The organism is Nonomuraea sp. NPDC005730, assembly GCF_040630865.1.
GTDB lineage: Bacteria > Actinomycetota > Actinomycetes > Streptosporangiales > Streptosporangiaceae > Nonomuraea.
In genome coordinates, this window is record NZ_JBEXYK010000008.1 from 56,145 (window position 1) to 82,492 (window position 26,348).

At 71.7% G+C, this 26,348-nt stretch carries 27 protein-coding genes; 18 read left to right on the plus strand and 9 right to left on the minus strand.

Features of this window, described 5'->3' with window-relative positions; genetic code table 11:
• The first annotated feature begins 13 nt into the window (after window positions 1-13).
• Window positions 14-847, plus strand: a complete 834-nt coding sequence (locus tag ABZ444_RS13425; protein WP_357995344.1) for a MurR/RpiR family transcriptional regulator — start codon at window positions 14-16, stop codon at window positions 845-847.
• Here ABZ444_RS13425 and ABZ444_RS13430 read toward each other — a convergent pair.
• From ABZ444_RS13430 to ABZ444_RS13440, 3 genes are read right to left on the minus strand one after another with little or no spacing between them, the layout of a single operon-like run.
• A complete protein-coding gene (locus ABZ444_RS13430) occupies window positions 827-1,576 on the minus strand; it encodes an ABC transporter permease (RefSeq protein ID WP_357995346.1) in 750 nt (249 codons plus the stop codon). The genes ABZ444_RS13425 and ABZ444_RS13430 overlap by 21 nt on opposite strands.
• On the minus strand, window positions 1,573-2,526 hold the full coding sequence (locus tag ABZ444_RS13435) for an ATP-binding cassette domain-containing protein (protein ID WP_357995348.1): 954 nt from the start codon (window positions 2,524-2,526) through the stop codon (window positions 1,573-1,575). The genes ABZ444_RS13430 and ABZ444_RS13435 overlap by 4 nt, the downstream gene beginning before the upstream one ends.
• A gap of 8 nt (window positions 2,527-2,534) precedes the next feature.
• Complete coding sequence (locus ABZ444_RS13440; RefSeq protein WP_357995350.1) at window positions 2,535-3,068, minus strand: PadR family transcriptional regulator; 534 nt, start codon at window positions 3,066-3,068, stop codon at window positions 2,535-2,537.
• A 55-nt stretch (window positions 3,069-3,123) separates the two neighbouring features.
• Between ABZ444_RS13440 and ABZ444_RS13445 the strand changes: the two genes are divergently transcribed.
• The 5 genes from ABZ444_RS13445 (at window position 3,124) to ABZ444_RS13465 (ending at window position 8,516) form a co-directional block, all read left to right on the plus strand.
• Window positions 3,124-3,810, plus strand: coding sequence for an SDR family oxidoreductase (locus tag ABZ444_RS13445; protein ID WP_357995352.1), 687 nt, complete (start codon window positions 3,124-3,126; stop codon window positions 3,808-3,810).
• 33 nt (window positions 3,811-3,843) lie between these two features.
• Window positions 3,844-5,013 carry an allantoate amidohydrolase gene (locus ABZ444_RS13450; RefSeq protein ID WP_357995354.1) on the plus strand — a complete coding sequence of 390 codons (1,170 nt, stop codon included), beginning with the start codon at window positions 3,844-3,846 and terminating at the stop codon, window positions 5,011-5,013.
• Window positions 5,004-6,326: a formimidoylglutamate deiminase gene (locus tag ABZ444_RS13455; protein ID WP_357995356.1), complete on the plus strand. Its 1,323-nt coding sequence runs from the start codon at window positions 5,004-5,006 to the stop codon at window positions 6,324-6,326. Before ABZ444_RS13450 ends, ABZ444_RS13455 begins: the two co-directional genes overlap by 10 nt.
• Window positions 6,323-7,468, plus strand: a complete 1,146-nt coding sequence (hutI, locus tag ABZ444_RS13460; RefSeq protein ID WP_357995358.1) for an imidazolonepropionase — start codon at window positions 6,323-6,325, stop codon at window positions 7,466-7,468. Before ABZ444_RS13455 ends, hutI begins: the two co-directional genes overlap by 4 nt.
• A gap of 106 nt (window positions 7,469-7,574) precedes the next feature.
• The gene (locus tag ABZ444_RS13465) at window positions 7,575-8,516 is read left to right on the plus strand and encodes a sigma-70 family RNA polymerase sigma factor (protein WP_357995360.1); all 942 of its coding nucleotides are present in this window, start codon (window positions 7,575-7,577) and stop codon (window positions 8,514-8,516) included.
• 108 nt (window positions 8,517-8,624) lie between these two features.
• Here ABZ444_RS13465 and ABZ444_RS13470 read toward each other — a convergent pair whose 3' ends face one another.
• A complete protein-coding gene (locus tag ABZ444_RS13470) occupies window positions 8,625-9,191 on the minus strand; it encodes a TetR/AcrR family transcriptional regulator (RefSeq protein ID WP_357995362.1) in 567 nt (188 codons plus the stop codon).
• A 79-nt stretch (window positions 9,192-9,270) separates the two neighbouring features.
• Here ABZ444_RS13470 and ABZ444_RS13475 point away from each other — a divergent pair, with 79 nt between their 5' ends.
• Both ABZ444_RS13475 and ABZ444_RS13480 read left to right on the plus strand, forming a co-directional pair.
• Window positions 9,271-10,074 (plus strand): alpha/beta hydrolase, encoded by an 804-nt coding sequence (locus ABZ444_RS13475; RefSeq protein WP_357995364.1) that lies wholly within the window; start codon window positions 9,271-9,273, stop codon window positions 10,072-10,074.
• A gap of 10 nt (window positions 10,075-10,084) precedes the next feature.
• The gene (locus tag ABZ444_RS13480; protein ID WP_357995366.1) at window positions 10,085-10,849 is read left to right on the plus strand and encodes an MOSC domain-containing protein; all 765 of its coding nucleotides are present in this window, start codon (window positions 10,085-10,087) and stop codon (window positions 10,847-10,849) included.
• Here ABZ444_RS13480 and ABZ444_RS13485 read toward each other — a convergent pair.
• Entirely contained in the window at window positions 10,833-11,753 is a 921-nt protein-coding gene (locus tag ABZ444_RS13485; RefSeq protein ID WP_357995368.1) for an iron-siderophore ABC transporter substrate-binding protein, read from the minus strand. The two genes, ABZ444_RS13480 and ABZ444_RS13485, sit on opposite strands and share 17 nt — an antisense overlap.
• Before the next feature lie 192 nt (window positions 11,754-11,945).
• Between ABZ444_RS13485 and ABZ444_RS13490 the strand changes: the two genes are divergently transcribed.
• The 7 genes from ABZ444_RS13490 (at window position 11,946) to ABZ444_RS13520 (ending at window position 20,252) form a co-directional block, all read left to right on the plus strand.
• A complete protein-coding gene (locus ABZ444_RS13490; protein WP_357971165.1) occupies window positions 11,946-13,262 on the plus strand; it encodes an ammonium transporter in 1,317 nt (438 codons plus the stop codon).
• A complete protein-coding gene (locus tag ABZ444_RS13495; protein ID WP_352321406.1) occupies window positions 13,259-13,597 on the plus strand; it encodes a P-II family nitrogen regulator in 339 nt (112 codons plus the stop codon). The genes ABZ444_RS13490 and ABZ444_RS13495 overlap by 4 nt, the downstream gene beginning before the upstream one ends.
• The gene (locus ABZ444_RS13500) at window positions 13,594-15,819 is read left to right on the plus strand and encodes a [protein-PII] uridylyltransferase (RefSeq protein WP_357995370.1); all 2,226 of its coding nucleotides are present in this window, start codon (window positions 13,594-13,596) and stop codon (window positions 15,817-15,819) included. The genes ABZ444_RS13495 and ABZ444_RS13500 overlap by 4 nt, the downstream gene beginning before the upstream one ends.
• Window positions 15,820-16,043: 224 nt before the next feature.
• Complete coding sequence (locus tag ABZ444_RS13505; protein ID WP_357995372.1) at window positions 16,044-18,860, plus strand: nitrate- and nitrite sensing domain-containing protein; 2,817 nt, start codon at window positions 16,044-16,046, stop codon at window positions 18,858-18,860.
• A 21-nt stretch (window positions 18,861-18,881) separates the two neighbouring features.
• A complete protein-coding gene (locus ABZ444_RS13510) occupies window positions 18,882-19,304 on the plus strand; it encodes a roadblock/LC7 domain-containing protein (RefSeq protein WP_357995374.1) in 423 nt (140 codons plus the stop codon).
• Between the two features lie 26 nt (window positions 19,305-19,330).
• Window positions 19,331-19,693 carry a DUF742 domain-containing protein gene (locus ABZ444_RS13515; RefSeq protein WP_125631446.1) on the plus strand — a complete coding sequence of 121 codons (363 nt, stop codon included), beginning with the start codon at window positions 19,331-19,333 and terminating at the stop codon, window positions 19,691-19,693.
• A complete protein-coding gene (locus ABZ444_RS13520; RefSeq protein WP_352321413.1) occupies window positions 19,674-20,252 on the plus strand; it encodes an ATP/GTP-binding protein in 579 nt (192 codons plus the stop codon). The genes ABZ444_RS13515 and ABZ444_RS13520 overlap by 20 nt, the downstream gene beginning before the upstream one ends.
• Here ABZ444_RS13520 and ABZ444_RS13525 read toward each other — a convergent pair.
• Window positions 20,249-20,650 carry a hemerythrin domain-containing protein gene (locus tag ABZ444_RS13525; RefSeq protein ID WP_357995376.1) on the minus strand — a complete coding sequence of 134 codons (402 nt, stop codon included), beginning with the start codon at window positions 20,648-20,650 and terminating at the stop codon, window positions 20,249-20,251. The two genes, ABZ444_RS13520 and ABZ444_RS13525, sit on opposite strands and share 4 nt — an antisense overlap.
• Window positions 20,651-20,724: 74 nt before the next feature.
• On the opposite strand from ABZ444_RS13525, the gene ABZ444_RS13530 reads away from it, so the two are divergent.
• A complete protein-coding gene (locus ABZ444_RS13530) occupies window positions 20,725-21,177 on the plus strand; it encodes a MarR family winged helix-turn-helix transcriptional regulator (protein ID WP_357995378.1) in 453 nt (150 codons plus the stop codon).
• Here ABZ444_RS13530 and ABZ444_RS13535 read toward each other — a convergent pair.
• A complete protein-coding gene (locus tag ABZ444_RS13535) occupies window positions 21,166-21,933 on the minus strand; it encodes a TetR/AcrR family transcriptional regulator C-terminal domain-containing protein (protein WP_357995380.1) in 768 nt (255 codons plus the stop codon). The two genes, ABZ444_RS13530 and ABZ444_RS13535, sit on opposite strands and share 12 nt — an antisense overlap.
• An 81-nt stretch (window positions 21,934-22,014) precedes the next feature.
• On the opposite strand from ABZ444_RS13535, the gene ABZ444_RS13540 reads away from it, so the two are divergent.
• Window positions 22,015-22,953, plus strand: coding sequence for an ATP-binding cassette domain-containing protein (locus ABZ444_RS13540; RefSeq protein WP_357995382.1), 939 nt, complete (start codon window positions 22,015-22,017; stop codon window positions 22,951-22,953).
• Complete coding sequence (locus tag ABZ444_RS13545) at window positions 22,950-23,738, plus strand: ABC transporter permease (RefSeq protein ID WP_357995384.1); 789 nt, start codon at window positions 22,950-22,952, stop codon at window positions 23,736-23,738. The genes ABZ444_RS13540 and ABZ444_RS13545 overlap by 4 nt, the downstream gene beginning before the upstream one ends.
• A 7-nt stretch (window positions 23,739-23,745) precedes the next feature.
• Here ABZ444_RS13545 and betA read toward each other — a convergent pair whose 3' ends face one another.
• Window positions 23,746-25,392 (minus strand): choline dehydrogenase, encoded by a 1,647-nt coding sequence (gene betA, locus ABZ444_RS13550; protein ID WP_357995386.1) that lies wholly within the window; start codon window positions 25,390-25,392, stop codon window positions 23,746-23,748.
• Window positions 25,368-26,303: an ABC transporter substrate-binding protein gene (locus tag ABZ444_RS13555; protein WP_357995388.1), complete on the minus strand. Its 936-nt coding sequence runs from the start codon at window positions 26,301-26,303 to the stop codon at window positions 25,368-25,370. The genes betA and ABZ444_RS13555 overlap by 25 nt, the downstream gene beginning before the upstream one ends.
• Between the last annotated feature and the right edge of the window lie 45 nt (window positions 26,304-26,348).

Genomic DNA, 26,348 nt, shown 5'->3' on the forward strand with positions numbered 1-26,348 from the left:
TGTTGGAGGTGGCGTGGCTGACGGATATCACGGTGGGCTCGGCATGCTGCTCGACGGCCGGCGGTTGTCGCCGGTGCAGCGCAGGATCGCCCATTACCTGGGCGAGCACCTCGACGAGGCGATCTTCCTGTCCAGCGTCGAGCTGGCCGAGCGGGCCGGGGTCAGCCAGCCGTCGGTGACCAGGTTCGCCATGGTGCTCGGCTTCGCCGGCTATCCCGAGCTGCGCCAGGCGCTGCGCCCGCTGGTGCTCGGCGGCGGCGTGGTCGCGCCCCAGGAGAGCCTGCTGCGCAACGCGATCGACAGCGAGATCCGCAACCTCGCCGTCGTCCGCGAGCGGCTGGCCGCCCTCCCGCTCAAGGAGCTGGGCGAGCAGCTCGCCGCCACCGAGCCGCTGCCGGTGCTGGGCCTGCGGGTCTCCTGCGGCCTGGCCACCACCTTCGCCTACTACGCCAGGCGCATCCACCCCGACGTGCGCCTGCTCACCCACGGCGGCTCCGAGCTGGTCGAGGGGCTGCACGCGGCGCGGCGGGCGGGCGCGGAGTGGATGGTGGCGGTGGTGCTCCCGCGTTATCCGGCCGAGGCCGTGCAGGCGCTGGAGTACGCCGAGAAGCTCGGCCTGCGCGTCGCCGCCATCACCGACAGACCGGACTTCCCGGCCGAGGTCGTGCTCGACGGCCCGGTCGGGGACCGCCTGGTGTTCGACTCCCACGCCGCCCCCCTGGCCCTCGCCATGGCCCTGGTCGAGGCCATGGCCGACGCCGCGCCGCTGCGTACCAGGGCCAGGCTGGAGGAGTACGAGCGGATGACCGACGAGGCCGGCACGTTCCTACCCGGCGATCCTGCGTAGCGACCGCATCGACCAGAGCGTCGTGAGCACCGCGAGCACGATGAACAGCGCGAACGCGATCGGGATCGACGAGTCGCCGAGCCGCCCGGCGAACAGCGCCCGCCCGGCCTCGACCGCGTGGTAGAGCGGGTTGATCGGCGCGATCGCCCGCATCCAGTCGGGCGCGAACGCGATCGGGATGAACAGCCCGGCCAGCAGCATGATCGGCAGCATGAACAGGTTGAGCGTCTGCGACATGCCGTTCTCGTCGCGCACGGTCAGCGCCAGCCCCTGCGACAGCCCGGAGGCGAACAGCCCGGTGGCCGCCATGAGCGCCAGCACCAGCACCAGCTCGACGCCGCCGATGCGCACGCCCATGGCCACGGCCACGACCAGCACCAGGACCGCCTGGCACACCAGCACGACCATGTCCTTGGCCACCCGCCCGAGCACGATGGCCGGCCGCCAGGCGGGGCTGACGGCGTACCGTTCGAGCGAGCCGTTGCGCAGCTCGGCGATCAGGCCGAACCCGGAGAACAACGAGCCGAACACGGCGATCATCATCATCGACGCGGGCGTGAACATGCGCAGGGCGTCGACCGTGCTGCGGCCCGGCGTCAGGTCCTTGAGCAGCGGCGCGAACATCAGCAGGTAGAGCACCGGCTGCAGGATGCCGAACAGCGGCCAGACCGGGTTGCTGAAGGACTTCTTCAGCTCGTAGCCGGTGAACAGGGCGATGTGGCGGATCATGCGGCGGCTCCGGTGTCGCGCAGGGACCGGCCGGTCTTGGCCAGGAAGACGTCGTCGAGGGTGGAGCGGTCGAGCGCGATCGAGCGCAGGCCGATGCCCTGCTCCTCGAGGACGCGCAGCAGCGCGGGCAGCGTGTGCTCGCCGTCGTCGACGTAGACGCGCAGGGCGTCCTCGTCCAGGCGGACCTCGCGGGCCAGGGGCCTGAGCACCTCGGCGGCCCGCTCGGGGTCGGCCAGCCGCAGCGTGACGACATCGCCGGAGACCTCGCGCTTGAGCTCGCCGGGCGTGCCCTCGGCCACGATGCGTCCGTGGTCGACGATCACCAGCCGGTCGCAGAGCGCGTCGGCCTCGTCGAGGTAGTGGGTGCTGAGCAGCACGCTCGTGCCGGCCTCGCGGAGTTGCCTGATGCGGTCCCAGAGGTTCGCGCGGTTCTGCGGGTCGAGGCCGGTGGTGGGCTCGTCGAGGAAGAGCAGCGGCGGGGCGTGCACCAGCCCCAGCGCGATGGCCACCCGCCGCTTCTGGCCGCCGGAGAGCGTACGGCCGGGCCGGTCGGCCATGTCGGCGAGGTCGAAGCGGTCGAGCACGTCGGCCGTCGCCTGCTTCGGGTCGGCCACGCCGTGGATCTTCGCGGCCATCATGATCTGGGCGCGGGCGCTCGTGGTGTCCTCCACGCCGCCCGCCTGGCTGACGTAGCCGAGCCGGCGGCGCACGGCCTCGGGCTCCTTGCGCAGGTCGTGGCCGGCGACGACGGCGGTGCCGGAGTCGGGCGTGATCAGCGTGGCCAGCATGCGGATCGTCGTGGTCTTGCCCGCGCCGTTGGGCCCGAGCACGCCGAAGATCTCGCCCTTCTCCACGTCGAGGTCGATGCCGCGCACGGCCTCGACGGTCTGCGAGCCCTTGCGGCTCCTGGTGGTGAACGTCTTGCGTAACTCACGTGCCTCAATGATCATTTTTCTCCTCAGGGCAGTTCGTCCTTCTCGACCCGGCCGATCGCGCCCTCGACCCAGTCGAGCTGGGCCTGGAGCATGGCCTGGGTCAGGCGGAGGTTCTCGTCGAGGTGCCGGGGCTCGCCGTAGCGCTGCTTGGTGCCGTAGGCGTGGTCGATGGTCTCGATGTTCAGTCGCAGTTGCCGAATCCTGCCATGCAGGGCGTCGAGAATCTCCTGTTTTTCCAGCCGGTTCATGAACGTCAGCGCGACCTGGAAGGGGTCGACGACGGGTCTCACCTCGGACCAGCCGTGCATGAGCAGCCGGTGGAACTCGTAGCGGCCGGCCTCGGTCAGCTCGTAGACGACCTTGCCGCCCTTGCCGGCCTCGACGACCACGAGCAGCCCCTCGTCGGCCATCTTGCCCAGGCCGTGGTAGATCGACCCGAAGGCGACGTTGGCCCAGGTGTCGGCGCCCATCATCTCCAGCCGGCGGCGTACGCCGTAGCCGTTCATGGGGCCGTCGAGCAGGGAACCGAGGATCAGGATGCGCGTGGACGCCGACATGTGCTCAAGTTTGTACTCAAATTTGAATGCCCGTCAAGGTCATAAACTCGGCCCCATGACTGAACGACCGACTGCGCTGGTCACCGGCGCTTCCCGCGGTGTGGGCGAGGCCGTGGCGCGGGCGCTGGGCCCCACCCATCACGTCATCCTCGGCGGCAGGGACGAGTCCGCGCTCGCCAAGTTGGCGGGCGAGCTGCCCGACGCCCGGCCCTGGCCCGTCGAGCTGACCCGGCTCACCGAGGCCGACGTCAGCGGCGTCGAGCGGCTGGACGTGCTCGTGCACAGCGCCGGGATCGCGCTGCTCGGCCGGATCGCCGACCAGCCCGTCGGCAACTGGCGCACGACCATGGAGCTCAATGTCGTCGCGGTCGCCGAGCTGACCCGGCTGCTGCTGCCCGCGCTGCGCCGCGCCCGGGGGCACGTCGTCTGCGTGAACTCCGGCGCGGGGCAGCGGGCCAATCCCGAGTGGGCCTCGTACGCGGCCAGCAAGTTCGCCCTGCGCGCCTTCGCCGACGCGCTGCGCCTGGAGGAGCCCGAGCTGCGGGTCACCACCGTCTATCCGGGCCGGGTGGCAACCGACATGCAGCGCGGCGTACGCGAGCAGGAGGGCGGCGCGTACGAACCGGACAAGTACCTCACCCCGGAGAGCGTCGCGCGAGCCGTGCTCGCCACGATCAACGCAGGGCCCGACGCCCACCTCACCGAACTGACCATCAGGCCGAGCGCGGGCCCGGCCAGCTGACAATTGAATGGATCCATTCACTACAGTGGACCCATGCTTGAACCACTCGCGCACATAGGACGAGATCCCCGCTCCGGCGGATACGTGAGAGACGCCTGGTCGGCCGCCGACATGGAGCTACGCGGGTGGTTCGCGGGCGAGGCCGCGCGCCGCGGGCTCGACCTGCGGGAAGACCGCAACGGCAACCTCTGGGCCTGGTGGGGCGACCCGTCGCGCCGGCCCGGCGTGGTCACCGGCAGCCACCTCGACTCCGTGCGCCACGGCGGCGCCTACGACGGCCCGCTCGGCGTGGTGTCCGCCTTCGCCGCCCTCGACCTGCTGCGCGAACGGCAGGTCACGCCGGGCCGGCCGATCGGCGTCGCCTGCTTCACCGACGAGGAGGGGGCCAGGTTCGGCGTGCCGTGCATGGGCTCCCGGCTGCTCACCGGCGCGCTCACGCCGGAACGCGCGCTCGCGCTCACCGACGACGAGGGCGACACGCTCGCCGACGTCATGGCGCGGGCCGGCCGCAAGCCGGAGACCGTGGGCCGCGACGCCGAGACCCTGGCCACCGTCGGCACGTTCGTCGAGCTCCACGTCGAGCAGGGCCGCGGCCTGGTGCACGAGGGCCGCCCGGTGGGCGTGGCCAGCGCGATCTGGCCGCACGGCCGGTGGCGGTTCGACTTCCACGGCAGGGCCGACCACGCGGGCACCACCCGGCTGGCCGACCGCGACGACCCGATGCTGCCCTTCGCCCGCCTGGTGCTGGCCGCCCGCGAGGCCGCCGAGCGGCACGACGTGGTGGCCACGGTCGGCAAGACCCGCGTCTCGCCCGGCAACGCCAACGCCGTCCCCGGCCTGGTCACGGCCTGGCTGGACGCCCGAGGCCCGGCGGAGCCCGCGGTCCGCGCCCTGGTCGAGGAGCTGTCCGCGGCGGCCGGCGCGGACGTGCGCGAGGAGTCGTGGACGCCCGAGGTCGCCTTCGGCGCGGTGCTGAGGGACCGGCTGGCCCGCGTGGCGGGCGGCGACACGCCCGCGCCGATCCTGCCGACCGGAGCGGGCCACGACGCCGGAATCCTGGCCACGGCGGGCGTCCCGAGCGCGATGTTGTTCGTACGCAACCCCACCGGCGTGTCCCATTCCCCCGAGGAGCACGCCGACCAGGCAGACTGCCATGCGGGAGTGGTGGCGCTCGCGGACGTGCTGGAGGATCTGTGTCGCTGACCTACTGGTGCGAGCAGGCCTGGTTGCCCGACGGGGTCGCCCACGGCGTCCTCATCGAGGTCGAGGGCGCCCGGATCGCCCGGATCGGGCGGGGCGAGCCCGGCTCGGCCGAGCGGCTGCCCGGCCTGACCATCCCCGGCCTGGCCAACGCCCATTCCCACGCCTTCCACCGGGCCCTGCGCGGCGCCACCCAGCGCGGCAAGGGCGACTTCTGGACCTGGCGCGACCAGATGTACGAGGTGGCGGGCAAGCTCGACCCCGACACCTACTTCCAGCTCGCCAGGGCCGTCTACGCCGAGATGGCGCTGGCCGGGGTGACCTGCGTGGGCGAGTTCCACTACCTGCACCACGGCCCCGGCGGCCGCCCGTACGAGGACCGGAACGTGATGAGCCACGCGCTCGTCCAGGCCGCGCGCGAGGCCGGGCTGCGCATCACGCTGCTCGACACCTGCTACCTGTCCGGCGGCATCGGCGTGCCGCTGTCGGGCACCCAGCTGCGCTTCAGCGACGGCAGCGTCGACGGCTGGGCGGCCAGGGCCGACGAGCTGGCCGCCGCCTACGAGGGGCAGCACGACGTGGAGATCGGGGCCGCCGTCCACTCCGTGCGCGCGGTGCCGCCGGACCAGATGCCGGTGGTGGCCGAGTTCTCCCACCGGCACGCCGCCCCGCTGCACGCGCACGTCTCCGAGCAGCGCGCCGAGAACGCCGCCTGCGCCGAGACGTACGCCGCCACGCCGGTCCAGATCCTGCACGAGCGCGGCGTGCTGGGCCCGCGCTCGACCGCGGTGCACGCCACCCATCTGACCGACTCCGACGTGGAGCTGCTCGGCCAGTCGGGCACGTACATCTGCATGTGCCCCACCACCGAGCGCGACCTCGCCGACGGCGTCGGCCCGGCCAGGGCGGCGGCCGACCGCGGCACCCCGATCACGCTGGGCTCCGACGGCCACGCCGTGATCGACCTGTTCGAGGAGGCCCGCGCGGTCGAGCTCGACGAGCGGCTGACCAGCGAGCGGCGCGGCCACTGGAGCGCCGCCGACCTGCTCACCGCCGCCACCGGCGCCGGGCACACCTCGCTCGGCTTCGCCGACGCCGGCCGGCTCATCCCCGGGGCGTGGGCCGACCTGGTGTCGGTCCGCCTCGACTCGGTGCGCACGGCGGGCATCGGCGGCCTGGAGGCCGTGGTGTTCGCGGCCACGGCCTCCGACGTGCACTCGGTGGTCTCCGGCGGCCGCCGGGTGGTCGCGCAGGGCCGCCACGAGCTGGGCGACGTCGGGCACATGCTCTCCGAGGCGATAGGAAAGGTGCGATGACCACCACGCTGATCGACGGGATCGGGCTGCTCTACACCGGCGACCCCGAGCGCGAGGAGATCACCGACGCGGCGCTGGTCGTCGAGGACGGCCTGGTGGCCTGGGTCGGTCCCGCCGCCCAGGCGCCCGACGCCGACGAGCGCGTGCCCGCCGGCGGCCGGGCCGTGCTGCCGGGGTTCGTGGACAGCCACGCCCACCTGGTGTTCGCCGGCGACCGTACGGCCGAGTTCCAGGCCCGCATGTCGGGGCAGCCGTACACCGGCGGGGGCATCAGGACGACCGTCGCCGCCACCCGCGCGGCGAGCGACGCCGACCTGGCCACGCACGCCCGCGCCCTGGTGGCGGAGATGCTCGCGCAGGGCACCACCACCGTGGAGATCAAGAGCGGCTACGGGCTCTCCGCCGAGCACGAGCGCCGCTCCCTGGAGATCGCCACCACCCTCACCGACGAAACGACCTACCTGGGCGCGCACGTCGTCCCCGAGGGCGCCGACGCCGACGACTACGTCCGGCTGGTGACGGGCGAGATGCTCGACGCCTGCGCCCCCTACGCCAAATGGGTCGACGTCTTCTGCGAGCGCGGCGCGTTCGACGGCGACCAGACCAGGGAGATCCTGAACGCCGGGATCAAGGCCGGGCTCCAGCCCCGGGTGCACGCCAACCAGCTCACCGAGGGGCCCGGCGTGCGCATCGCCTGCGAGCTGGGCGCGGCCTCGGCCGACCACTGCACCCACCTGTCGGCGGCCGACGTCGACGCCCTCGCCGCGAGCGGGACGGTGGCGACGCTGCTGCCGGGGGCCGAGTTCTCCACGCGCTCGCCCTATCCCGACGCCCGGCGGCTCCTCGACGCGGGCGTCACGGTCGCGCTGGCCACCGACTGCAACCCGGGCTCGTCGTTCACCTCGTCCATGCCGTTCTGCGTGGCGCTGGCGGTGCGCGAGATGGGGATGACGCCGCTGGAGGCGGTGCGCGCGGCCACGTACGGCGGGGCCCGCGCGCTGCGCCGCACGGACGTAGGGTGGCTGCGGCAAGGGGCCAGGGCGGACCTGGTCGTGCTCGACGCCCCCTCCTACGTCCACCTGGCGTACCGGCCCGGTGTTCCCCTTGTCCACCAGGTGTTTCAGGCCGGTCTCCTCCTTTAGGAGGACGTCCAAGACCCTCCCTCTGACGTAGCTGTTTAGGGAATCTTTGCTTCCGGCCGGACGTTGGCCGGATATAGGACGCAGCTGCGGAACGAGGTGCCAGGGGATGGCAAGGCCTACGGGGAGTCGCACGCAGGAGCAGCACGTCGCTGATCGCGACCTGCTGGGGACGTATCTGGCCGAGATCGGCCGGGTCCCGCTGCTCACGGCGGAGGAAGAGGTGGAGCTCGCCAAGCGGATCGAGGCGGGCCTGTTCGCCGAGCAGCTCCTTGACGGCGGAGGCTCCGAGCCGCGCATCGGGGACGCGGCCGACGAGGAGCTGGAGCGCCTGGCCGTCTCCGGCCAGCGCGCGAAGGACGAGTTCATCCAGGCCAACCTGCGCCTGGTGGTGGCAGTGGCCCGGAAGTACTCGGGCCGGGGGATGCCGCTCATCGACCTGGTCCAGGAGGGGAACCTGGGCCTGGTTCGAGCGGTCGAGAAGTTCGACTACCGCCGGGGGTACAAGTTCTCCACCTACGCGACATGGTGGATCAGGCAGTCGGTCGGACGGGCCATCCACGAGCAGGCCCGTCCGGTCCGGCTGCCGACGCACGCCGGCGAGCAGATGACCCGGCTGATGCGGGTGCGCCGCGACATGCTGGCCGAGTACGACACCGAGCCGACCGACGGCGACCTCGCCGAGATTCTCGACCTGCCGATCGAGCGGGTGCGCGAGCTGCGCCGCTGGGCCTCCGACCCGGTGTCGTTGCAGCTCGGCGTGGGTGACGAGGACGAGACCGAGCTCGGTGACATGATCGCCGACGAGACGTGGGCCGACCCCGAGCAGCAGGCCATCGACATCCTCGAGCGCGAGCGGCTCGACCAGTGGCTCACCGGCCTGGAGGGCGACACCAGCGAGATGCTGCGCTGGCGCTACGGGCTGGTCGACGGGCGCGAGCACACGCTGACCGAGGTGGGGGAGCGCTACGGCATCGGCCGCGACCGCGCCCGCCGCATCGAGCGGGACGCCCTGGCCCGGCTGCGCCGCATGGCCAACGCCGCCGCCTGACCTTTCTCCACGTCTCGGCCCCGCCGCCCGGCCTTCCGGGCGGCGGCGCCGTTTCCGGGGCCGTTTCCGGGGCCGTTTCCGGGGCCGTTTCCGGGCTCCGAGCGCCTTCTACGGCCTGAGGACGCGGCGCAGGAACTCCTCCACGGCGGCCTCCGCCGTCGCCGTGTCGCCGCCCCTGGCGACCAGCAGGGCGCTCTCGTTGACGGCGGCCAGCAGCATGTGGGCGTGCAGGTCGACGTAGTCGTCGGGGACCGCGCCGGTCGCCTGCAGGGCCGCCTTCAGCATGCCGAACGAGTACCGCTCCTCCATCGCCCGCCAGCTCTCCCAGCCCAGCACCGCGGGCGCGTCGATGAGCACGATGCGCCGGATCACCGGATCGCCCGCCAGCCTGACCCAGGCCAGCGCGCCCGCCAGCAGCGCCGCCGCCGGGTCGGCGATGCCGCGCACCGCCTTGGCGATCTTGACGCCGATGGCCGACTCCGTGGCCTCCAGCACCGCCTCGAACAGTGCGTCCTTGCCCGCGTAGTGGTGGTAGAGGGCCCCGCGGCTCAGCCCTGACTCCTGGAGCACGGTCTCGATCGACGTGTCGTCGTAGCCCCGCTCGGCGAACAGCCGCGTGGCGATGGCCAGGACCTTGTCGCGGGTGGCCGCGCCGCGCTCCGCCTTGAGGTTCATGCCCTCACTCTAGACAAACCGACCAACGGTCGGTAATTTTCTAGACCGACAGTCGGTCTGCAATCGAGAGGGAGTCGGCATGGACGGCATCAACTACGTGGACGTGGGCCAGGGCCCGGTGACCCTGTTCGTGCACGGCGTGGGCACCAGCTCGTACCTGTGGCGCAACGTCATCGCCGAGCTGCGCGACGAGCGCCGCTGCGTGGCCCTGGACCTGCCCGCGCACGGCGGCAGCGAGCCGCGCGAAGACCTGTCCATCCCCGCGCTGGCCGAGGTCGTGGAGGAGCTGTGCGCCGGGCTCGGCCTGGCCGAGGTGGACCTCGTGGCCAACGACACCGGCGGCGCCGTCGCCCAGGTCCTCGCGGTACGCCACCCCGGACGGCTGCGCTCGCTCACCCTCACCAACTGCGACGTGCACACCAACACCCCGCCGGAGGCGTTCAAGGACACCGTGGAGCTGGCCGCGAGGGGCGAGCTGGCCGGGCTGGTGGCCGCCGTGCTGGACCACCCCGAGCTGCTGGCCGGGACCGCCCTGGGGGCCGGCTACGAGCGCATCGACGACCCCGCCGAGCTGGTGGATGCCTACCTGCGCCCGATCCTGGCCAAGCCGGGCGGCGGCCGCGCCTTCGAACGCCTGCTGGCCTCGATCGACGCCGCGGACATGGTCGCCATCGAGCCGCGGCTCACCGTGCTCACCGTGCCGACGCTGGTCGTGTGGGGCACCGGCGACGTGTTCTTCGACGTGAGCTGGGCCCGCTGGCTGCGCGACACGATCCCCGGCGTGAAGGAGGTCGTCGAGATCGAGGGCGGGCGGCTGTTCTTCCCCGACGAGCGGGCCGCCGAGCTGGTCCCCCACCTGCGCCGCTTCTGGGGCCGGGCCTAAGCTCTCGATCATGCATGTCGAGACGTTGCGCCGCTATCCGGTGAAGTCGATGCTGGGCGAGGAGATCGCCGAGTGCGAGGTGACCGAGCGCGGCCTGGCCGGCGACCGGGCCCGGGCGGTGCTCGACGTCGCCACGGGGAAGATCGCCAGCGCCAAGAACCCGCGGCTCTGGCGCGACCTGCTGACCCTCGAAGGCGCCCGCGTGCCGGGCGACGAGGAGCTGTCGAAGCTGCTCGGCCGCGAGGTGCGGCTGATCGACGTGCCGCCGGAAGGGGCCGAGCTGGAGCGGTCGGTGCCCGAGCGGGTGCTGGCCGAGGGCATCGAGGCGGAGGTGCCGTACACGGTGGGCACGCTCGGCGGGGCCTCGCCGGAGGGCACCTTCTTCGACTTCGCGCCGCTGCACCTGATCTCCACCTCGACGATCGACCGCATCGGCGAGCTCAGCCCGCGGGGGCACGTCGAAGCCCTCCGCTACCGCCCCAACCTGATCATCAGGACGGAGGCGGCGGGCTTCGCAGAGAACGACTGGGTGGGGCGCGAGCTGCACGTCGGGGACGAGGTCGTGCTCCAGGTCATCGTGGCCAGCCCGCGCTGCGCGGTGCCGACGCTCGCCCACGGCACGCTCGGCCGCGACACCGAGGCGCTGCGCGTGGTGGCCCGGCACAACCGGGTCCAGGTGCTGGAGGCCGGGCTCCAGGCGTGCGCGGGCGTTTACGCGCGGGTGTTGCGCCCCGGCCGGATCGCCCGGGGCGACCGGGTCAGGCCAGCGGGCTGAGGTACTTCTCCAGGTCGTCGAGGATCTTGCCGGCGGCGGTGACGCCGATGCCGGTCATCCAGATCTCGTCGTCCACGTCGTGGGCGTGGCCGGCCTTCACCGCGGCCAGGTTCTTCCACAGCGGGCCGCCGGTCACCGTGGCCTGCGACTTGGCGGCGGCCTCGCCGTAGGCGCTGTAGAAGACGGCGTCGCCGTCGGCCTTGGCGATGTTCTCCTGGCTCAGCTTGCCGAAGCGCTTGTCGTCCTGGTCGGCCAGGCGCTGGGCCTCGGGCCGCTGGACGCCGGCGTCGCCGACCACGATGCCGCTGAACGACTCGGGGCCGTACATGCGGATCTCGGTGGGCATGAAGCGCACGATGCTCACCGAGAGCTTCGAGAACTTCCCGCCCAGCGCCTTGGCCCGCTGCTCGTACGCCGACAGCAGCCCGGACGCCTGCTCCTTCTTGCCCAGGGCCTCGGCGTCCAGCAGGAAGTTCTCCTTCCAGGTGATGCCCACCTTCTCGGTGAACACGGTCGGCGCGATCTTGCTGAGCTTGTCGTAGAAGGCGGCCTGGCGGAACTTCGAGCCGAGGATGAGGTCCGGCTTGAGCGCCATGATCGCCTCGATGTTGGGCTGCTGGAGCGTGCCGACCGGCTTGGTGGCCGACAACGCCGAGCCGAGGTACTCCGGCCAGGTCTGGTTCTCGCCCGCCTGGGCCGCGCCGACGGGGGCCAGCCCGAGGGAGACCATCGTGTCCAGCTTGTCGGTGTCGAGCACGACGACCCGCTTGGGGGTCATCGGCACCTTGGTCTCGCCCATGGCGTGCTCGACGGTCCGGGTGGGGCCGGCGTCCTCCGTGCCGGTGGAGGTGCCGCAGGCGGCCAGGGCGAGGACGGGGAGCAGGGCCAGAAGCCGGAGACGCATGAGGGATTCCTTGATCTATTAGGTTAGGCAACCCTAAGTATCTCATGGCCGGATCGGCGCGTGTGAAGGGGCCGAAACCTACCCGAAACACCGTGCCGGCGAGATTCACCGGCGCGAAACACTGCAGGTCGAGCCACGAAACCCCGGCCGAACACGCTGTGGCAACACGTCACATGTAAGGAGGGTCGCGTCGTGAAGATCGATAGCGGCACCACAGCCTGGATGCTCGCGGCCACCGCGCTGGTGTTGCTGATGACTCCGGGTCTCGCGTTCTTCTACGGGGGCATGACCAGGGCCAAGAGCGTCCTGAACATGATGATGATGTCCTTCGGCGCCATCATCACGGTCACCGTGGCCTGGGTGCTGTTCGGGCACTCGCTCGCCTTCACCGACAACGGCAGCTCGCTGCTGAACAACGTCGTCGGCGGCTTCGACGCCCTGGGCCTGCAGAGCCTGGTGGAGACGGCCACCAAGGACGACGGCACCGGCATGCCGAGCCTGGTCTTCTCGGCCTTCCAGCTGACGTTCGCCATCATCACCGTCGCGCTGATCAGCGGCGCGATCGCCGACCGGGCGAAGTTCGGTGCGTGGATCCTGTTCAGCGTGGTCTGGGCCACCGTCGTCTACTTCCCGGTCGCCCACTGGGTGTGGGGCACCGGCTGGCTCAACACCATGGGCATCGAGGACTTCGCCGGCGGCACCGTCGTCCACATCAACGCCGGCGCCGCGGCGCTGGCCCTGGCCCTCGTGCTCGGCAAGCGCCAGGGCTGGCGCAAGGAGCCGATGCGGCCGCACAACCTCACGCTGGTCCTGCTCGGCGCGGGCCTGCTGTGGTTCGGCTGGTTCGGCTTCAACGCCGGCTCGGAGCTGGCCGTGGACGGCACCGCCGGGCTGGCGTTCATGAACACCCAGATCGCCACTGCGGTCGCCGCGGGGGCCTGGCTCGTCGTGGAGAAGATGCGCGACGGCCACGCCACCAGCCTCGGCGTCGCCTCCGGCGCGGTCGCCGGCCTGGTCGCCATCACGCCGGCCTGCGGCTTCGTGGACCCGTGGGCCGCGATGGTCATCGGCCTGGCCGCCGGGGCCGTCTGCGCCTACGCCGTGGGCCTGAAGTACCGGCTGGGCTTCGACGACTCGCTCGACGTGGTCGGCGTGCACCTGGTCGGCGGCGTCATCGGCGCCGTCTCGCTCGGCTTCCTGGCCGCCTACCCCTTCCTCGACCAGCAGAGCAAGGGCCTGTTCTACGGCGGCGGCCTCGGTCAGCTCGGGCTGCAGGTGCTCGGCCCGGTCGCCGTCGGCGGCTACTCCTTCGCCGCCACCTGGATCGTCGGCAAGCTCATCGACAGGACCATGGGCTTCCGCATCTCCGCCGAGGACGAGCTCACCGGCATCGACGTCACCACGCACGCCGAGACCGGGTACGACCTCGGCACGGTCTACGCCTCCGGCGTGACCACCCCGAACGGTCCGCTCACCCCGGCTCCGGCTCCCAAGAAGGTGGAGGCATGAGGCTCATCACCGCGATCATCAAGCCGTTCAAGCTCGACGACGTCAAGGCGGCGCTGGAGCAGTTCGGCATCAAGGGCATGACGGTCAGCGAGGCCAGCGGCTACGGCCGCCAGCGCGGCCACACAGAGGTCTACCGCGGCGCCGAGTACCAGGTGGACCTGGTGCCGAAGGTGCGCCTGGAGGTGCTGACCGAGGAGGACGACGCCGAGGACGTCATCGACGTCATCGTCAAGGCGGCGCACACCGGCAAGATCGGCGACGGCAAGGTCTGGTCCGTGCCCGTCGACACGGCCGTGCGCGTACGCACCGGAGAGCGAGGGCCGGAGGCCCTGTGAGAGGAGAGGCGCGCTCGTACGCCGCGGCCCGCAAGGAGCGGACCGCGGACACCGACCGCTGGCTCAAGGACCTCTTCAGGACGGCGAGCGACGGCGACCAGGTCTCCCTGGTCGCCGTCGGGAGCCTCGGCCGCGGCGAGCCGGCCCCCGGCAGCGACCTGGACCTGGTCCTGCTGCACGACGGGCGGGCCGACGTGGCGCGGATCGCCGACCGCATCTGGTATCCGATCTGGGACTCCGCCGTCGGCCTCGACCACTCCGTGCGGACCGTGACGGAGGCCGTGGCCGTGGCCAGGCAGGACCTCAAGGCCGTGCTCGGCCTCATCCAGGCCAGGCACGTCGCCGGCGACCCCGAGCTGACCAGGAGGGCCAGGGAGGCCGTGCTGGCCGAGTGGCGGGCCGACTCGCGGCGCAGGCTGGGCGAGCTGCGCGCGTCGGCCGACCAGCGGGCGCAGGTCAGCGGCGAGCTGGCCTTCCTCCTCGAACCCGACCTCAAGGACGGCCGTGGCGGGCTGCGCGACGTCCAGGCGATGCAGGCCGTGGCGGCGGCGTGGGTCGCCTCGGCGCCGGGACCGCGGGCCCGCGAGGCCCACGAGTTCATCCTCGACGTGCGGCACGCGCTGCACGTCGTCACCGCGCGCGGCGCCGACCGGCTGGTGCTCCAGGAGCAGGACGCGGTGGCCGGGCTGCTCGGCCTGCTGGACGCCGAGGCCCTCATGCGCCGGCTCGCCGAGGCGGGCCGGACCGTCTCCCACGCCTTCGACGCCACCTGGCGCACGGTTGACAGGCTGCTGTCAGGGCCGGTCCCGCGAGGGCGCCGCCCGCTGGCCGACGGCGTGGTCGAGCACGGCGGCGAGGTGGTGCTGGCCAGGGGCGCCGACCCGCGCAAGGACCCCGTCCTGGTGCTGCGGGCCGCCGCCGCGGCGGCCGACTCGGGGCTGCCGCTGGCGCCCGCCACGGTGTCCGTCCTGGCTGCTCAGTCGGCTTCGATGCCGGTGCCCTGGCCCGAGGAGGCGCGCGACGCGCTGGTGTCGATCCTCGGCGCGGGACGGGCCGCCGTGCCGGTGTGGGAGGAGCTCGACCAGGCGGGCGTCCTTGTCAAGCTGCTTCCTGACTGGGAACGCGTACGGCACCGTCCGCAGCGCAACCCCATCCACCGCTTCACCGTCGACCGGCACCTGATCGAGGCCGCCGCGAACGCCGCCGGCCACGCCCGCGAGGTCTCCCGTCCGGACCTGCTGCTGATCGGCGCGCTCCTGCACGACATCGGCAAGGGCTGGCCGGGCGACCACTCGGCGACGGGCGAGGTCGTGGTCCGCGACATCGCCCGGCGCATGGGGCTGCCCGCCCGTGACGTCGAGACGCTGGCCACCGTCGTACGCCACCACCTGCTGCTGCCCGAGACCGCCACCCGCAGGGACCTCGACGACCCGGTCACGATCGAGAAGGTCGCCGCCACGGTCGGCTCCCGCGAGGTGCTCGACCTGCTGGCCGCGCTGGCCGTCGCCGACGGCAACGCGACCGGGCCGGCCGCCTGGAACGCCTGGAAGGCCGGGCTGGTCGCCGACCTCGTCCGCCGCGTCAGGTCCGTGTTGTCGGGCTCGCCGCCGCCCAGGGCGCCCTCGATCCCGCCCGAGCAGGCGGCGCTGGCCCGGCACGGCGGCGGCGCGGTCCGCGTCAACGGCGGGGCGGTCACCGTCGTCGCGCCCGACCGGGCCGGGCTGTTGTGGAGCGCCGCCGGGGTGCTGGCCGCCCACCGGATGGTCGTGCGCTCGGCGTCGGCCGCCTCGGCGGGCGGCACGGCGGTCATCGAGTTCGCCGTCGTGCCCGAGTACGGCTCGCCGCCCGACCCCGCCACCCTGGAGGCCGACCTCCGTCTCGTCCTTGCCGGCCGTCTTGACATCGAGCAGCGGCTGGCCCGCCGGAGCCGGTCCGTGCGGCCGCCGCGGGTACCTGTGGCTCCACCTCGGGTGACACTGGTCGACGACGCCTCCGCGACGGCCACCGTGGTGGAAGTCAGGGCCCATGACAGGCCGGGGCTCCTGTGGCGCATAGGACGGGCGTTCGGGGAGTGCGGTCTTGACGTGAGAGCCGCCCGCGTGGAGACTCTCGGCGCGGAGGCGGTGGACGTCTTCTATGTCGTGGACCGCGCCGGTCGCCCCCTCAGCGACAGCGCGCAGCGAGTTCAAGTCCACGATCAGGTGCTGGCCGCACTGCGATAACCAACAGTGAACAACTGTCGGTCACATATGTAACGATTGTGTCCGAAATGCCTGTTAAGTCGGATGCTGCGGATACCTTGTGGACGGCTTGAACACCCGTCGTTGAACGGGACGATTGAGGGGTAGCAAGAGCAGTGATCACGGGGAACTCCGACAGCGGCCATGCCGCGAGGCGGGACCGCGGGAAGCGGTCGCTGCCTCGCATCGGCCTGCGGAACTGGCGCGTGAGATGGCGTCTTACGGCGCTCATCCTCGTGCCCACCATCGCCGGCGTCGTGCTCGGGGGAGCACGTGTGGTCGGCTCGGTCCAGAGCATCGGCGACTACGACCGCACGGCCACCGCGGCCGAGCAGGCCGGCCGGATCCGGGACCTGGTCCAGGCACTCGGCCTGGAGCGTGACACGGGGGGCTGGATCGGCGCCTATCCCAAGTTGCGCAAGTCGAAGGCCGGCGAGCTCGGCGAGTACAAGGCCGCGGTGGACAAGCTGGTCACCAGCGTCCGCGCGGACCTCGACACCATGGACGAGTCCTACGGCGAACGCGTCGTCAAGGCCGCCGGCCAGGCCAAGTACGACCTCAACCGGCTGGCCAAGATCCGCGCCGAGGGCCAGGCCGACACCATCCGGTACGACTTCCTGACCGACACCCTGCTCAAGCTGCACGACGAGCTCTCGCTGCTGTCGGACGACTCCCAGATCATCGGCCACTTCCGCGCCCTGAGCGCGCTCGCGCAGGCCAAGGAGGAGATGTCCCGCCAGCGCGTGCAGCTGCTGAAGAACTCCTACAACGTCGAGCGCGTCGACGCCAAGGAGGTCGAGCGGTTCATCGCCTCCAACGCCCGCGAGCAGAGCGACATCACCACCGTGGGCGCCGAGGCCGGCGTCGAGATCGGCCTGCAGCTGTCCAAGCTGCTGACCGGCAAGAACGAGTACGTCAACGTCCAGCTCACCAAGGCCCGCGCGGTCACCCTGGCCAGCGGCCGGGCCCCGGGCGTGCGGATCGCCGACAACCTGATCTCCTCCCGGTCCAACGCCCGCGAGCAGTGGTTCAACGACAACAAGGTCGCGATCGGCGTCCTGCACGAGATCGAGAAGGACCTCGCCGACAAGGTGAACCTGCGCAGCCAGGAGCTGCGCGAGTCCGAGATCCGCAACGCCATCATCGCCGGCGTGCTGATCCTGGCGCTGCTGCTGATCGTGCTGCTGCTCACCGTGGCCATCGCCCGTTCGATGGTGGGCCCGCTGCGCCGGCTGCGCACGGAGGCCCTGGAGATCGCCGGCTTCCGGCTCCCCGACGTGGTCCGCCAGCTCCGCGTCTCGGGCGAGGCCAGCACCGAGGTGCGCCCGATCGAGGTCGAGGGCCAGGACGAGATCGGCGAGGTCGCGCGGGCCTTCGACCAGGTCCACCGCCAGGCCGTGCGCCTGGCCGGCGAGGAGGCCGACCTCCGCAGCAACATCAGCTCGATGTTCGTCAACCTCTCGCGCCGCACCCAGACGCTGGTCGAGCGGCAGATCTCGCTGATCGACGGCCTGGAGAAGGGCGAGCAGGACGGCGGCCGGCTGGCCGACCTGTTCAAGCTCGACCACCTGGCCACCCGCATGCGCCGCAACTCCGAGAACCTGCTGGTCCTCGCCGGCCACGAGGCCACCCGCCGGCGCAGCCAGCCGGCCAAGCTGGTCGACGTCGTGCGCGCCGCGCTGTCGGAGGTCGAGGGTTACGAGCGCGTCCAGGTGAAGGTCCACCGGGCCACGTCCGTGCAGGGCAGCGCCGCCAACGACCTCGTCCACCTGGTGGCCGAGCTGGTCGAGAACGCCATCCAGTTCTCCCCGAGCAACTCCCACGTCCTGGTCTCCAGCAGCCTCATCGAGGGCGGCGGCGCGCTGCTGTCGGTGAGCGACTCCGGCATCAGCATGACCGAGGAGGAGCTGGCCGAGGCCAACCGCCGCCTGGCCGAGCCGCCGGTCGTGGACGTGTCGGTCTCCCGCCGCATGGGCCTATTCGTGGTCGGCCGGCTGGCGCTGCGCCACGGCATCCGGGTGCAGCTGCGCAAGGGCGAGGGCGCCGGCCTGATCGCCATGGTGCTGCTGCCGCCCACGCTGATCGCCGACAACATGCAGCAGCCGCTGCCGCAGCGCCCGGCGTTCGGCGGCGGGACCGTGCCGCCGCCCACGCCGAACGGCTCGTTCCGGTCGTTCGGCAGCTTCGACTCGGTCGAGGCGAACGGGGCCAGGCCGGCTCCGGGTGACCCGGCCAGGTTCGGCACCGGCCCCTCGGCGCCCTCGGGGGCCTTCGACAGCGCCCCCGCCGGGCCGCCGTCCTTCGACAACCCGCCGCCGCCGGCGCCCAGGCACGGGCTCGGGGCGTTCAACTCCGACCCGGGCCGCCCGGTCAACGGCTTCACGGCCGACACCGACGGCGGTTCCTACCGGCGGCAGCCGTCCTCGTTCGACTCCGGGGCCTACCCGTCGTTGTCGTCGGGCACCGGCTCGTTCCCGTCGTACCCGGCGAGCGGCGGGACGTTCCCGACACCGCCGCCGTACGCGACGAACTACGGGACGAACGACGTACGCCGTCCCGATCCGGCGCCCTCGGTGGACGTCTCGCCGATGGAGCCGGAGCAGGAGGAGTTTCTGCCGATCTTCGCGTCGGTGGAGTCCGCGTGGTTCCGCAGGCCGCCGGGGGAGTCGGCGCCCGAGGCGCCCTCGTCCGGCGAGAACGGCGGTGAGGCGAGGCCCGCGCAAGCCGTACCCTCTGGGGAGGAAGCGTGGCAGACGGCCGCGGACGCCGGTTGGCGTGCGGCGGCCAAAGCCAGCGAGCCCAGCCTCGGCGGCGTGACCGCCGCGGGGCTCCCCAAGCGCACCCCCAAGGCCAATCTGGTCCCCGGCACGGCCAGCCAGCCCGCTCAGCAGCAGGCTCAGCAGTCGCCGCCGCCGGCGCCACCGGTCTCAGCCGACCGGATGCGCAGCCGCATGGCCAGCTACCAGAAGGGTGTGCAACGGGGCCGCCAGGAAGTACGTGGACAGGAGGAACAGAGTGAGTAAGCGTCCCGCTGGGGAGGATGCGTGACAACGCTGAGCCATGAAGCCAACCGCTTCGACTGGCTGATCACCGACTTCGTGCGCAACACTCCGGGGGTCGCGCACGCCGTGGTCGTCTCGGCGGACGGCCTGTGCCTGGCCGCCTCCGAGGGTTTCCCGCCGGACCGGGCCGACCAGCTCGCAGCGGTCTCCGCCGGTCTGCTGAGCCTGACGGTGGGCGCGTCCAGGGTGTTCGAGGGCGGCGCGGTGTCGCAGACCGTCGTCGAGATGCAGCGCGGGCTGCTCCTGGTCATGGCGATCAGCGACGGCTCCGTGCTCACGGTGCTGGCGGGTCCTGATTGTGACATGGGGCTGGTGGCGTACCAGATGACGCTGCTGGTAGACAGGGCGGGACAGGCGCTCACGCCGGCCCTGCGCGCCGAGCTCCAGGCCTCCAGGACCCGGTGATGTGATGGAACTGATGGGAGAGGGCCGTGTACGGCAGTGACGGGACCGGGGACGACGAGCCCCTGTTCCGTCCTTACGCGGTGACCGGCGGCCGTTCCGAGCCGCGGTATCACCTCGCGATGGAGACGCTGATCTCGTCGATGTCGATCCCGGACGACGAGATGGCCATGCTCACCCCCGAGCAGGAGGCCATCATGCAGCTCTGCAGGACGTTCCGGTCGGTCGCCGAGATCTCGGCCCTGCTCCGCGTCCCGCTGGGCGTGGCGAGGGTGCTTGTGGCGGACATGTCAGACGAAGGTCTCGTCCGCCTGCACCAGCCACGCCTCAGCCAGGGACAGCCAGACCTCAACATGCTCGAAAGGGTGCTCAGTGGACTTCGCAGGCTCTAGCCCCGGGCTCACTTCGACGAAGATCGTCGTCGCTGGTGGGTTCGGCGTCGGCAAGACGACGTTCGTGGGGGCGGTGTCCGAGATCCTCCCGCTCACCACGGAAGCGGTGATGACCGACGCGTCCGCGGGCATCGACGACCTCGGGTTGACGCCGAACAAGCAGACCACGACCGTCGCCATGGACTTCGGCCGGCTCTCGCTCGACCGCGACCTGATCCTGTACCTGTTCGGCACGCCCGGCCAGCACCGGTTCTGGTTCATGTGGGACGACCTGGTCCGCGGCGCCATCGGCGCGGTCGTGCTGCTCGACACCCGCCGCCTGGCCGACAGCTTCCCCGCCATCGACTACTTCGAAGAGGCCAAGCTGCCGTTCGTGGTGGGCATCAACGGCTGGGACGGGCAGTTCCCGCACACCGACGACGAGGTGCGCGAGGCGCTCGCGCTGGGCTCGCACGTGCCGATCGTGCGCACCGACGCGCGCAACCGCGAGTCGGTCAAGACGACGCTGATCTCGCTGGTCGAGCACGTCGTACGGCTGCGCGCGGCCCCCGTCCGCTAGCCGCCGACCGCCCACGGGGCGCTCTCCAGCGAGTTGAGCACGGGCACCAGCGCCCGCTCCTCATAGTCGAAGTGGCTCTCCAGCTCGGCGGCGACGCGTTCGATCGCCGCCGGGTCGCTCGCCGCGCGCAGCTCCTCGACCAGCGCAGCGATCACCTCGTGCTCGCGGCGCAGCCGGTCGAGTGCCTCCTTCAGCTCCGGGCGCGTGCCCTCCAGATGCGGGAACGCCACCCGGTCCTCGCCGGAGTGGTGGAAGCTCAGCGCGTCGCAGAAGGTCAGGCAGTGTGCCCGCAGGTCGTCGGTGACCGCCTCGCCAGCGCGCAGTGCCGCCAGCTCGCCCCTGAACCAGTCGTGCACCTTGACCAGCTCGTCCCCGAAGGCCCGCACCCGCTCGTCCATGTCACTATCCTTTGCCCAGACGACGACCAATTAGCTTTGCGAACAAAGCTAATTTAGACAGCAAGGTATTGGCGATGTCAACCGACGGCTTGAGCGTGGACGAAGGCATCAGGACGCTGCTGCTCCTGATGCCGCGCATGGTGGGCCGGGTCAAGCGGCTCAAGGTGCCCGAGGCGCTGCAGTCGTTGTCGCTGGCCCCCCGGCACCTGTCGTTGCTGGCCTACCTGCTGTTCGACGGCCCTACGACGGTCAACGAGCTGGCCGGACGCCTGGAGGTGGCGCCGGCCACGGTGAGCCTGATGGTGGGCGAGCTGAGCAGGAAGGGCGTGCTGGAACGCCGCGAGGACGACGCCGACCGGCGCCGCACGATCGTCAGCATCGCCGCGGCCCACCAGGAGGCGATCACCGAATGGCTCGGCTACGGCGCCACGGCCTGGCGGGCCGCGCTCGATCCGCTGACCCCGCAGGAGCGGCAGACGTTCGTGCGCACCCTGCTGGCCTACGAGCAGGCGTTGTCAGCCCGCTGACCGGCTGTTGACCAGCACCTCGACGCCGTCGAGCACGCGCTGGAGGCCGAACTCGAAGGCGTGCTCCGGGCTGTAGGCGGCCTGCAGCGCCTCCCCGGCGGCCTGGCCGACGCGCGAGGCCGTGGGGAACATGGCGGGGTCGGAGATCCGGCTGAGGAAGGGCGCGTGCGCGGCCCACCACTGCATGTCCGTCATGCCGGTCCGGCTCTCGGCCTGGGCCGCCTCCACCGCGCCCCTGGCGGTGCCGTGCACGAAACCGGTGACCAGCGTGATCACCGAGTCCATCTCCAGGTCGGTCAGGCCGATGCCGTCGACGGCGCGCAGCTCGTAGTCGTACTTGGCGGTGACGTTGGGGCCGAGGACCGGGCGGCTCGCCGCCACCTGGAGCAGCCATGGGTGGCGCAGGTAGAGGGCGAAGTTCTCGCGGGCGATCAGCTCCAGCCGGGCCCGCCAGCCGCCCGGCACGTCCTCGGGGCGGGCGGTCTCGCCGTAGACGGTGTCGAGCATGACGTCGAGCAGCTCGGGCTTGCCCGGCACGTAGGTGTAGAGCGACATCGTGCCCACGCCCAGCTTCTCCGCCACCCGGCGCATGGACAGCGCGGCCAGCCCCTCGGCGTCGGCCACGTCGATGGCGGCGCGGACGACGCGCTCGACGCTCAGCTCCGGCTTGCCCTTGCGGCTGGCCCGTTCGCTCGTCCGCCACAGCAGCGCGAGGCTGCGGGCCGGGTCGCCTTTGCCCGGGTACTCAACAGTCACCCTCGTACGGTACACCGTACGGTTGCGGGCGTTGATCGTATGTTGTACGGTACGCCGTACGATTCGATCCGGGAGGTGGCCATGTCCGCAGTGCTCGCCCAGGGCCTGCGCAAGACGTACGGCTCGAAGACGGCGCTGGACGGCATCGATCTCGACGTGCCCGCGGGCACCGTCTACGGCCTGCTCGGGCCCAACGGCGCCGGGAAGACCACCGCCGTCCGCATCCTCACCACGCTCCTTCGCCCCTCGGCCGGCCGGGCGGAGGTGGCCGGGTTCGACGTGACGGCCGAGCCCCGCCGGGTCCGCGCCGCCATCGGCCTGGTCGGCCAGCAGACGGCCGTGGACGAGATCCTGACCGGCAGGCAGAACCTGGAGCTGTTCGGCCGCCTCTACCACCTGAGCGCGTCGGCCGCCCGCGCCCGGGCCGCCGAGCTGCTGGAGCGCTTCGGCCTGACCGGGCACGACGGCCCGGCCAAGGAGCTGTCCGGCGGCCTGCGCCGCCGGCTCGACCTGGCCGCGAGCATGATCCTGGCGCCGCCCGTGCTCTTCCTCGACGAGCCCACCACCGGTCTCGACCCGCGCAGCCGCGCCGGGATCTGGAACGCGGTGCGCGAGCTGGTCGCGGGCGGCACGACCGTGCTGCTGACCACCCAGTACCTGGAGGAGGCCGACCAGCTCGCCGACCGCGTCGCGGTGATCGACTCCGGCCGGCTGGTGGCCGAGGGCACGCCGGAGGAGCTGAAGTCCAAGCTCGGCGGCGACCGGCTCGACGTGATGATCAACGACCCGGCGCGGCTCGACGAGGCGGCAGCGATCCTCTCGGGGGCGTCCGCGGGCCCCGTCGAGATCGACCGGGACACCCGGCACGTCAGCGCCCCCGTGGCCGACCGCGTGAGCGCGCTCACCCGGATCCTGCCCGCGCTGGCGGCGGCCGGCATCGAGGCCGCCGACGTCGCACTGCGCCGTCCGACCCTCGACGAGGTCTTCCTGAACCTGACGACCGCGGGAGGCGATCGATGACCGCACTCAGATGGGCGCTGGCCGACGGCTGGACCGTCGCCCGCCGCGACCTGATCCACTGGGCCAACCAGCCCATGACGGTGGTCTTCGGGGTGATCTTCCCCGTGGTGATCACCCTGGCCTTCGGCTACCTGTTCGGCGGCGCGGTCGAGGTGCCCGCGGGGGCCGACTACTTCGCCTTCCTCATGCCCGGCATGTACGGCATGACGATGCTCTTCGGCCTGAGCTCCACCATGATGGCCGTGTCCTCGGACGTCTCCAAGGGCGTCACCGACCGTTTCCGGTCGATGCCCATGGCGCCCTCGGCCGTGCTGATCGGGCGGGCCGTGGCCGACCTGCTCAACTCGGTCCTGATCCTGGGCGGGCTGCTGCTGTGCGGCCTGGCGGTGGGCTGGCGGCCCGCGTCGGCCGGGGGCGCGCTGGGCGCGATCGGCCTGCTGCTGCTCCTGCGCTTCGCCCTGCTGTGGGCGGGCATGTACCTCGGCCTGCTCACCCGCGAGCCGGGCGCGGTGGTCGCGATCCAGACGCTGGAGTTCCCGATCGGGTTCCTGTCCAACGCCTTCGTCGCGCCCGGCACCATGCCCGGCTGGCTGGGCGCGATCTCGGAGTGGAACCCGCTCTCCTCCACGGTCGCCGCCGCCAGGCAGCTGTTCGGCAACCCGGGCTGGGGCGGCGGCTCGTGGGTGGCCCAGCACGCCGTGCCGATGGCGGTGCTGTGGCCGGTGGCGATCACCGTCGTCTTCTTCGTGCTGTCCGTCCGCCTGTACCAGCGCCTGGACCGGTGAGACCGGCTCAGGCGTGGCGGTGGAAGGCCGTCGTGTCGGGGGCGAGGGGGGTGTTGCCGAGGATCAGGTCGGCGGACTTCTCGGCGAGCATCATGACCGGGGCGTAGATGTTGCCGTTGGTGACGTACGGCATGGCGGAGGCGTCCACGACGCGCAGGCCGTCCAGGCCGTGCACGCGCATGGACCCGGGGTCGACCACGGCCAGGTCGTCCACGCCCATCTTGCAGGTGCACGACGGGTGGAGGGCGGTCTCGCCGTCCTTGGCCACCCAGGCCAGGATCTCCTCGTCGGTCCGTACGTCCGGGCCGGGGGAGAGCTCGCCGCCGTCCAGGCCGGCCCAGGCGGGCTGGGACAGGATGGCGCGGGCGTGCCTGACGGCCTCCACCCACTCGCGGCGGTCCTGCTCGGTCGAGAGGTAGTTGAAGCGCAGCGCGGGCTTGTCGCGGGGGTCGGCCGACCGGATCCGCACCGAGCCGCGGGCGTCGGAGTACATCGGGCCGATGTGCACCTGGTAGCCGTGGCCGCCGGCCGGGGCCGAGCCGTCGTAGCGCACGGCGATCGGCAGGAAGTGGAACATCAGGTTCGGGTACGCGACGTCGTCGTTCGAGCGGATGAACCCGCCCGCCTCGAAGTGGTTCGTGGCGCCGGGGCCGCGCCGCAGGAACAGCCAGTCGGCGCCGATGAACGGCCGCCGCCACATCGCCAGCGACGGCTGCTGCGAGACCGGTTGCGTGCAGGCGTGCTGGACGTAGACCTCCAGGTGGTCCTGGAGGTTCTCGCCGACGCCCGGCAGGTCGTGGACCACCTGGACGCCCACGGACTCCAGGAGCGCCTTCGGCCCGACCCCGGAGAGCTGGAGGAGCTGCGGGGTGTTGATCGCGCCGCCGCACAGCACGACCTCGCGCGCCTCGATGCGCTCGCCGCCGCACTGGACGCCCACCGCCCGCGTCCCCTCGAAGAGCACCTTCTCCACGTGGGCCCGCGTCCTGACCGTGAGGTTGGGACGGCGGCGCACCGGATGCAGGTAGGCGCGGGCCGCGCTGAGCCGGCGGCCCCGGTGGACGTTGCGGTCGAAGGCGGCGAAGCCCTCCTGGCGGTAGCCGTTCACGTCGTCGGTGAGCGGATGGCCGGCCTGCTGGACGGCCTCGAAGAACGCCTCGAACAGCGGGCCGCGGGCCGGGCCGCGCTCCAGCTTCAGCGGGCCGTCGCCGCCCCGGAAGGGCGAGCCGGGGTCGGCCAGGCAGTTCTCCATGCGCCTGAAGTAGGGCAGGCAGTGGGCGTAGTCCCAGTTCTCCATGCCGGGATCGGCGGCCCAGCGCTCGTAGTCGAGCGGGTTGCCACGCTGGAAGATCATCCCGTTGATGCTGCTGGAGCCGCCCAGGACCTTGCCGCGCGCGTGGTAGATGCGCCGGCCGTTCATGTGCGGCTCTGGCTCGGACTCGTACTTCCAGTCGTAGAACCGGCTGCCGATGGGGAACATCAGCGCGGCCGGCATGTGGATGAAGACGTCCCAGAGGTAGTCCGGCCGGCCCGCCTCCAGCACCAGCACGGACACCGACGGGTCGGCGCTCAGCCGGTTGGCCAGGGCGCAGCCGGCCGAGCCGCCGCCCACGATGACGAAGTCGAAGCTCAACGCGGGATCCAGTCCTTCCACACGATCTTGTTCTCCTCCACCCACTGCCGGGCGGCCTGCTCGGCGGACTTCTTCCCGTTGATCATCTCGGCGGCCACGGCGTTCTGGTGGTCGTTGGTCCAGGTGAAGTTGCGCACCAGCTCGTACGCCTTCCCGCCGCGCTCGGCGAACCGCCTGCTGACGATCTTGTCCAGCAGGTACGGCGGGTAGTCGCAGGCGACCTTGGCGGGCACGTCGTCGCACCCGACCGCGTACGGGGGCAGGTTGACCTTGACCAGTTTGACCTTGGTGAACAGCCATTGCGGCTCGTAGAAATACATGAGCAGGGGCGTGCGAGTGCGGGCCGCCGACTGCGCGGCCTTGATCAGCGCGTCCTCGCTGCCGGAGTAGACGACCTTGTAATCGAGGCCGAGGTTCTTGATGAGAACCTCGTCGTTGGTGACGAATGTCGGGTCCCCGTCGAGTACCTGACCCAAATTTCCGGTTTTGGAGGTCCGGAATAGGTGTGCGTACTTGTTCAGGTTCCGGTAGTCGGTTATGTCGGGATATTTCTTGGTCATCCACTCGGGGACGTACCAACCGATCACGCCTTTGTTGCCGGTGAGGCCCGCCGACAGCGCCACCTTCTTCTGCTCGATGTACTCCTTCTTCAGGTCGTTGTGTCCCCAGTTCTCGACGATCACGTCGACCTTGCCGGATTCGAAATCGCGCCAGGAATCGCTCTCGTTGTTCTTGCGCGTGTTGACCTTGTAGCCCAGCTCGTGCTCCAGCAGGTAGGCCAGGACGGCGGCCTGGGCCTCGTACCCGACCCAGGCGTGCACGTCGATGTTGACCGTGCCCTTGGCCGCGACCCCGGTCTCGGGGGCGCCGCCGGAGCAGGACGTCAGGAGCAGGGCCGCGAGCAGCGGCCCGGCCAGCTTCTTGGTTCGCATGAGAGGTCTCCGCGACCGCGTCTTCGCCGGCCCCGCCGGCGGGCG

Excerpts from the sequence above, each read along its gene's own strand:
- ABZ444_RS13430 (WP_357995346.1), bottom strand. The coding sequence starts at position 1,576 with ATGATCCGCCACATCGCCCTGTTCACCGGCTACGAGCTGAAGAAGTCC.
- ABZ444_RS13435 (WP_357995348.1), bottom strand. The coding sequence starts at position 2,526 with ATGATCATTGAGGCACGTGAGTTACGCAAGACGTTCACCACCAGGAGC.
- ABZ444_RS13440 (WP_357995350.1), bottom strand. The coding sequence starts at position 3,068 with ATGTCGGCGTCCACGCGCATCCTGATCCTCGGTTCCCTGCTCGACGGC.
- ABZ444_RS13445 (WP_357995352.1), top strand. The coding sequence starts at position 3,124 with ATGACTGAACGACCGACTGCGCTGGTCACCGGCGCTTCCCGCGGTGTG.
- ABZ444_RS13450 (WP_357995354.1), top strand. The coding sequence starts at position 3,844 with ATGCTTGAACCACTCGCGCACATAGGACGAGATCCCCGCTCCGGCGGA.
- hutI (WP_357995358.1), top strand. The coding sequence starts at position 6,323 with ATGACCACCACGCTGATCGACGGGATCGGGCTGCTCTACACCGGCGAC.
- ABZ444_RS13465 (WP_357995360.1), top strand. The coding sequence starts at position 7,575 with ATGGCAAGGCCTACGGGGAGTCGCACGCAGGAGCAGCACGTCGCTGAT.
- ABZ444_RS13470 (WP_357995362.1), bottom strand. The coding sequence starts at position 9,191 with ATGAACCTCAAGGCGGAGCGCGGCGCGGCCACCCGCGACAAGGTCCTG.
- ABZ444_RS13475 (WP_357995364.1), top strand. The coding sequence starts at position 9,271 with ATGGACGGCATCAACTACGTGGACGTGGGCCAGGGCCCGGTGACCCTG.
- ABZ444_RS13480 (WP_357995366.1), top strand. The coding sequence starts at position 10,085 with ATGCATGTCGAGACGTTGCGCCGCTATCCGGTGAAGTCGATGCTGGGC.
- ABZ444_RS13485 (WP_357995368.1), bottom strand. The coding sequence starts at position 11,753 with ATGCGTCTCCGGCTTCTGGCCCTGCTCCCCGTCCTCGCCCTGGCCGCC.
- ABZ444_RS13495 (WP_352321406.1), top strand. The coding sequence starts at position 13,259 with ATGAGGCTCATCACCGCGATCATCAAGCCGTTCAAGCTCGACGACGTC.
- ABZ444_RS13525 (WP_357995376.1), bottom strand. The coding sequence starts at position 20,650 with ATGGACGAGCGGGTGCGGGCCTTCGGGGACGAGCTGGTCAAGGTGCAC.
- ABZ444_RS13530 (WP_357995378.1), top strand. The coding sequence starts at position 20,725 with ATGTCAACCGACGGCTTGAGCGTGGACGAAGGCATCAGGACGCTGCTG.
- ABZ444_RS13540 (WP_357995382.1), top strand. The coding sequence starts at position 22,015 with ATGTCCGCAGTGCTCGCCCAGGGCCTGCGCAAGACGTACGGCTCGAAG.
- ABZ444_RS13545 (WP_357995384.1), top strand. The coding sequence starts at position 22,950 with ATGACCGCACTCAGATGGGCGCTGGCCGACGGCTGGACCGTCGCCCGC.
- ABZ444_RS13555 (WP_357995388.1), bottom strand. The coding sequence starts at position 26,303 with ATGCGAACCAAGAAGCTGGCCGGGCCGCTGCTCGCGGCCCTGCTCCTG.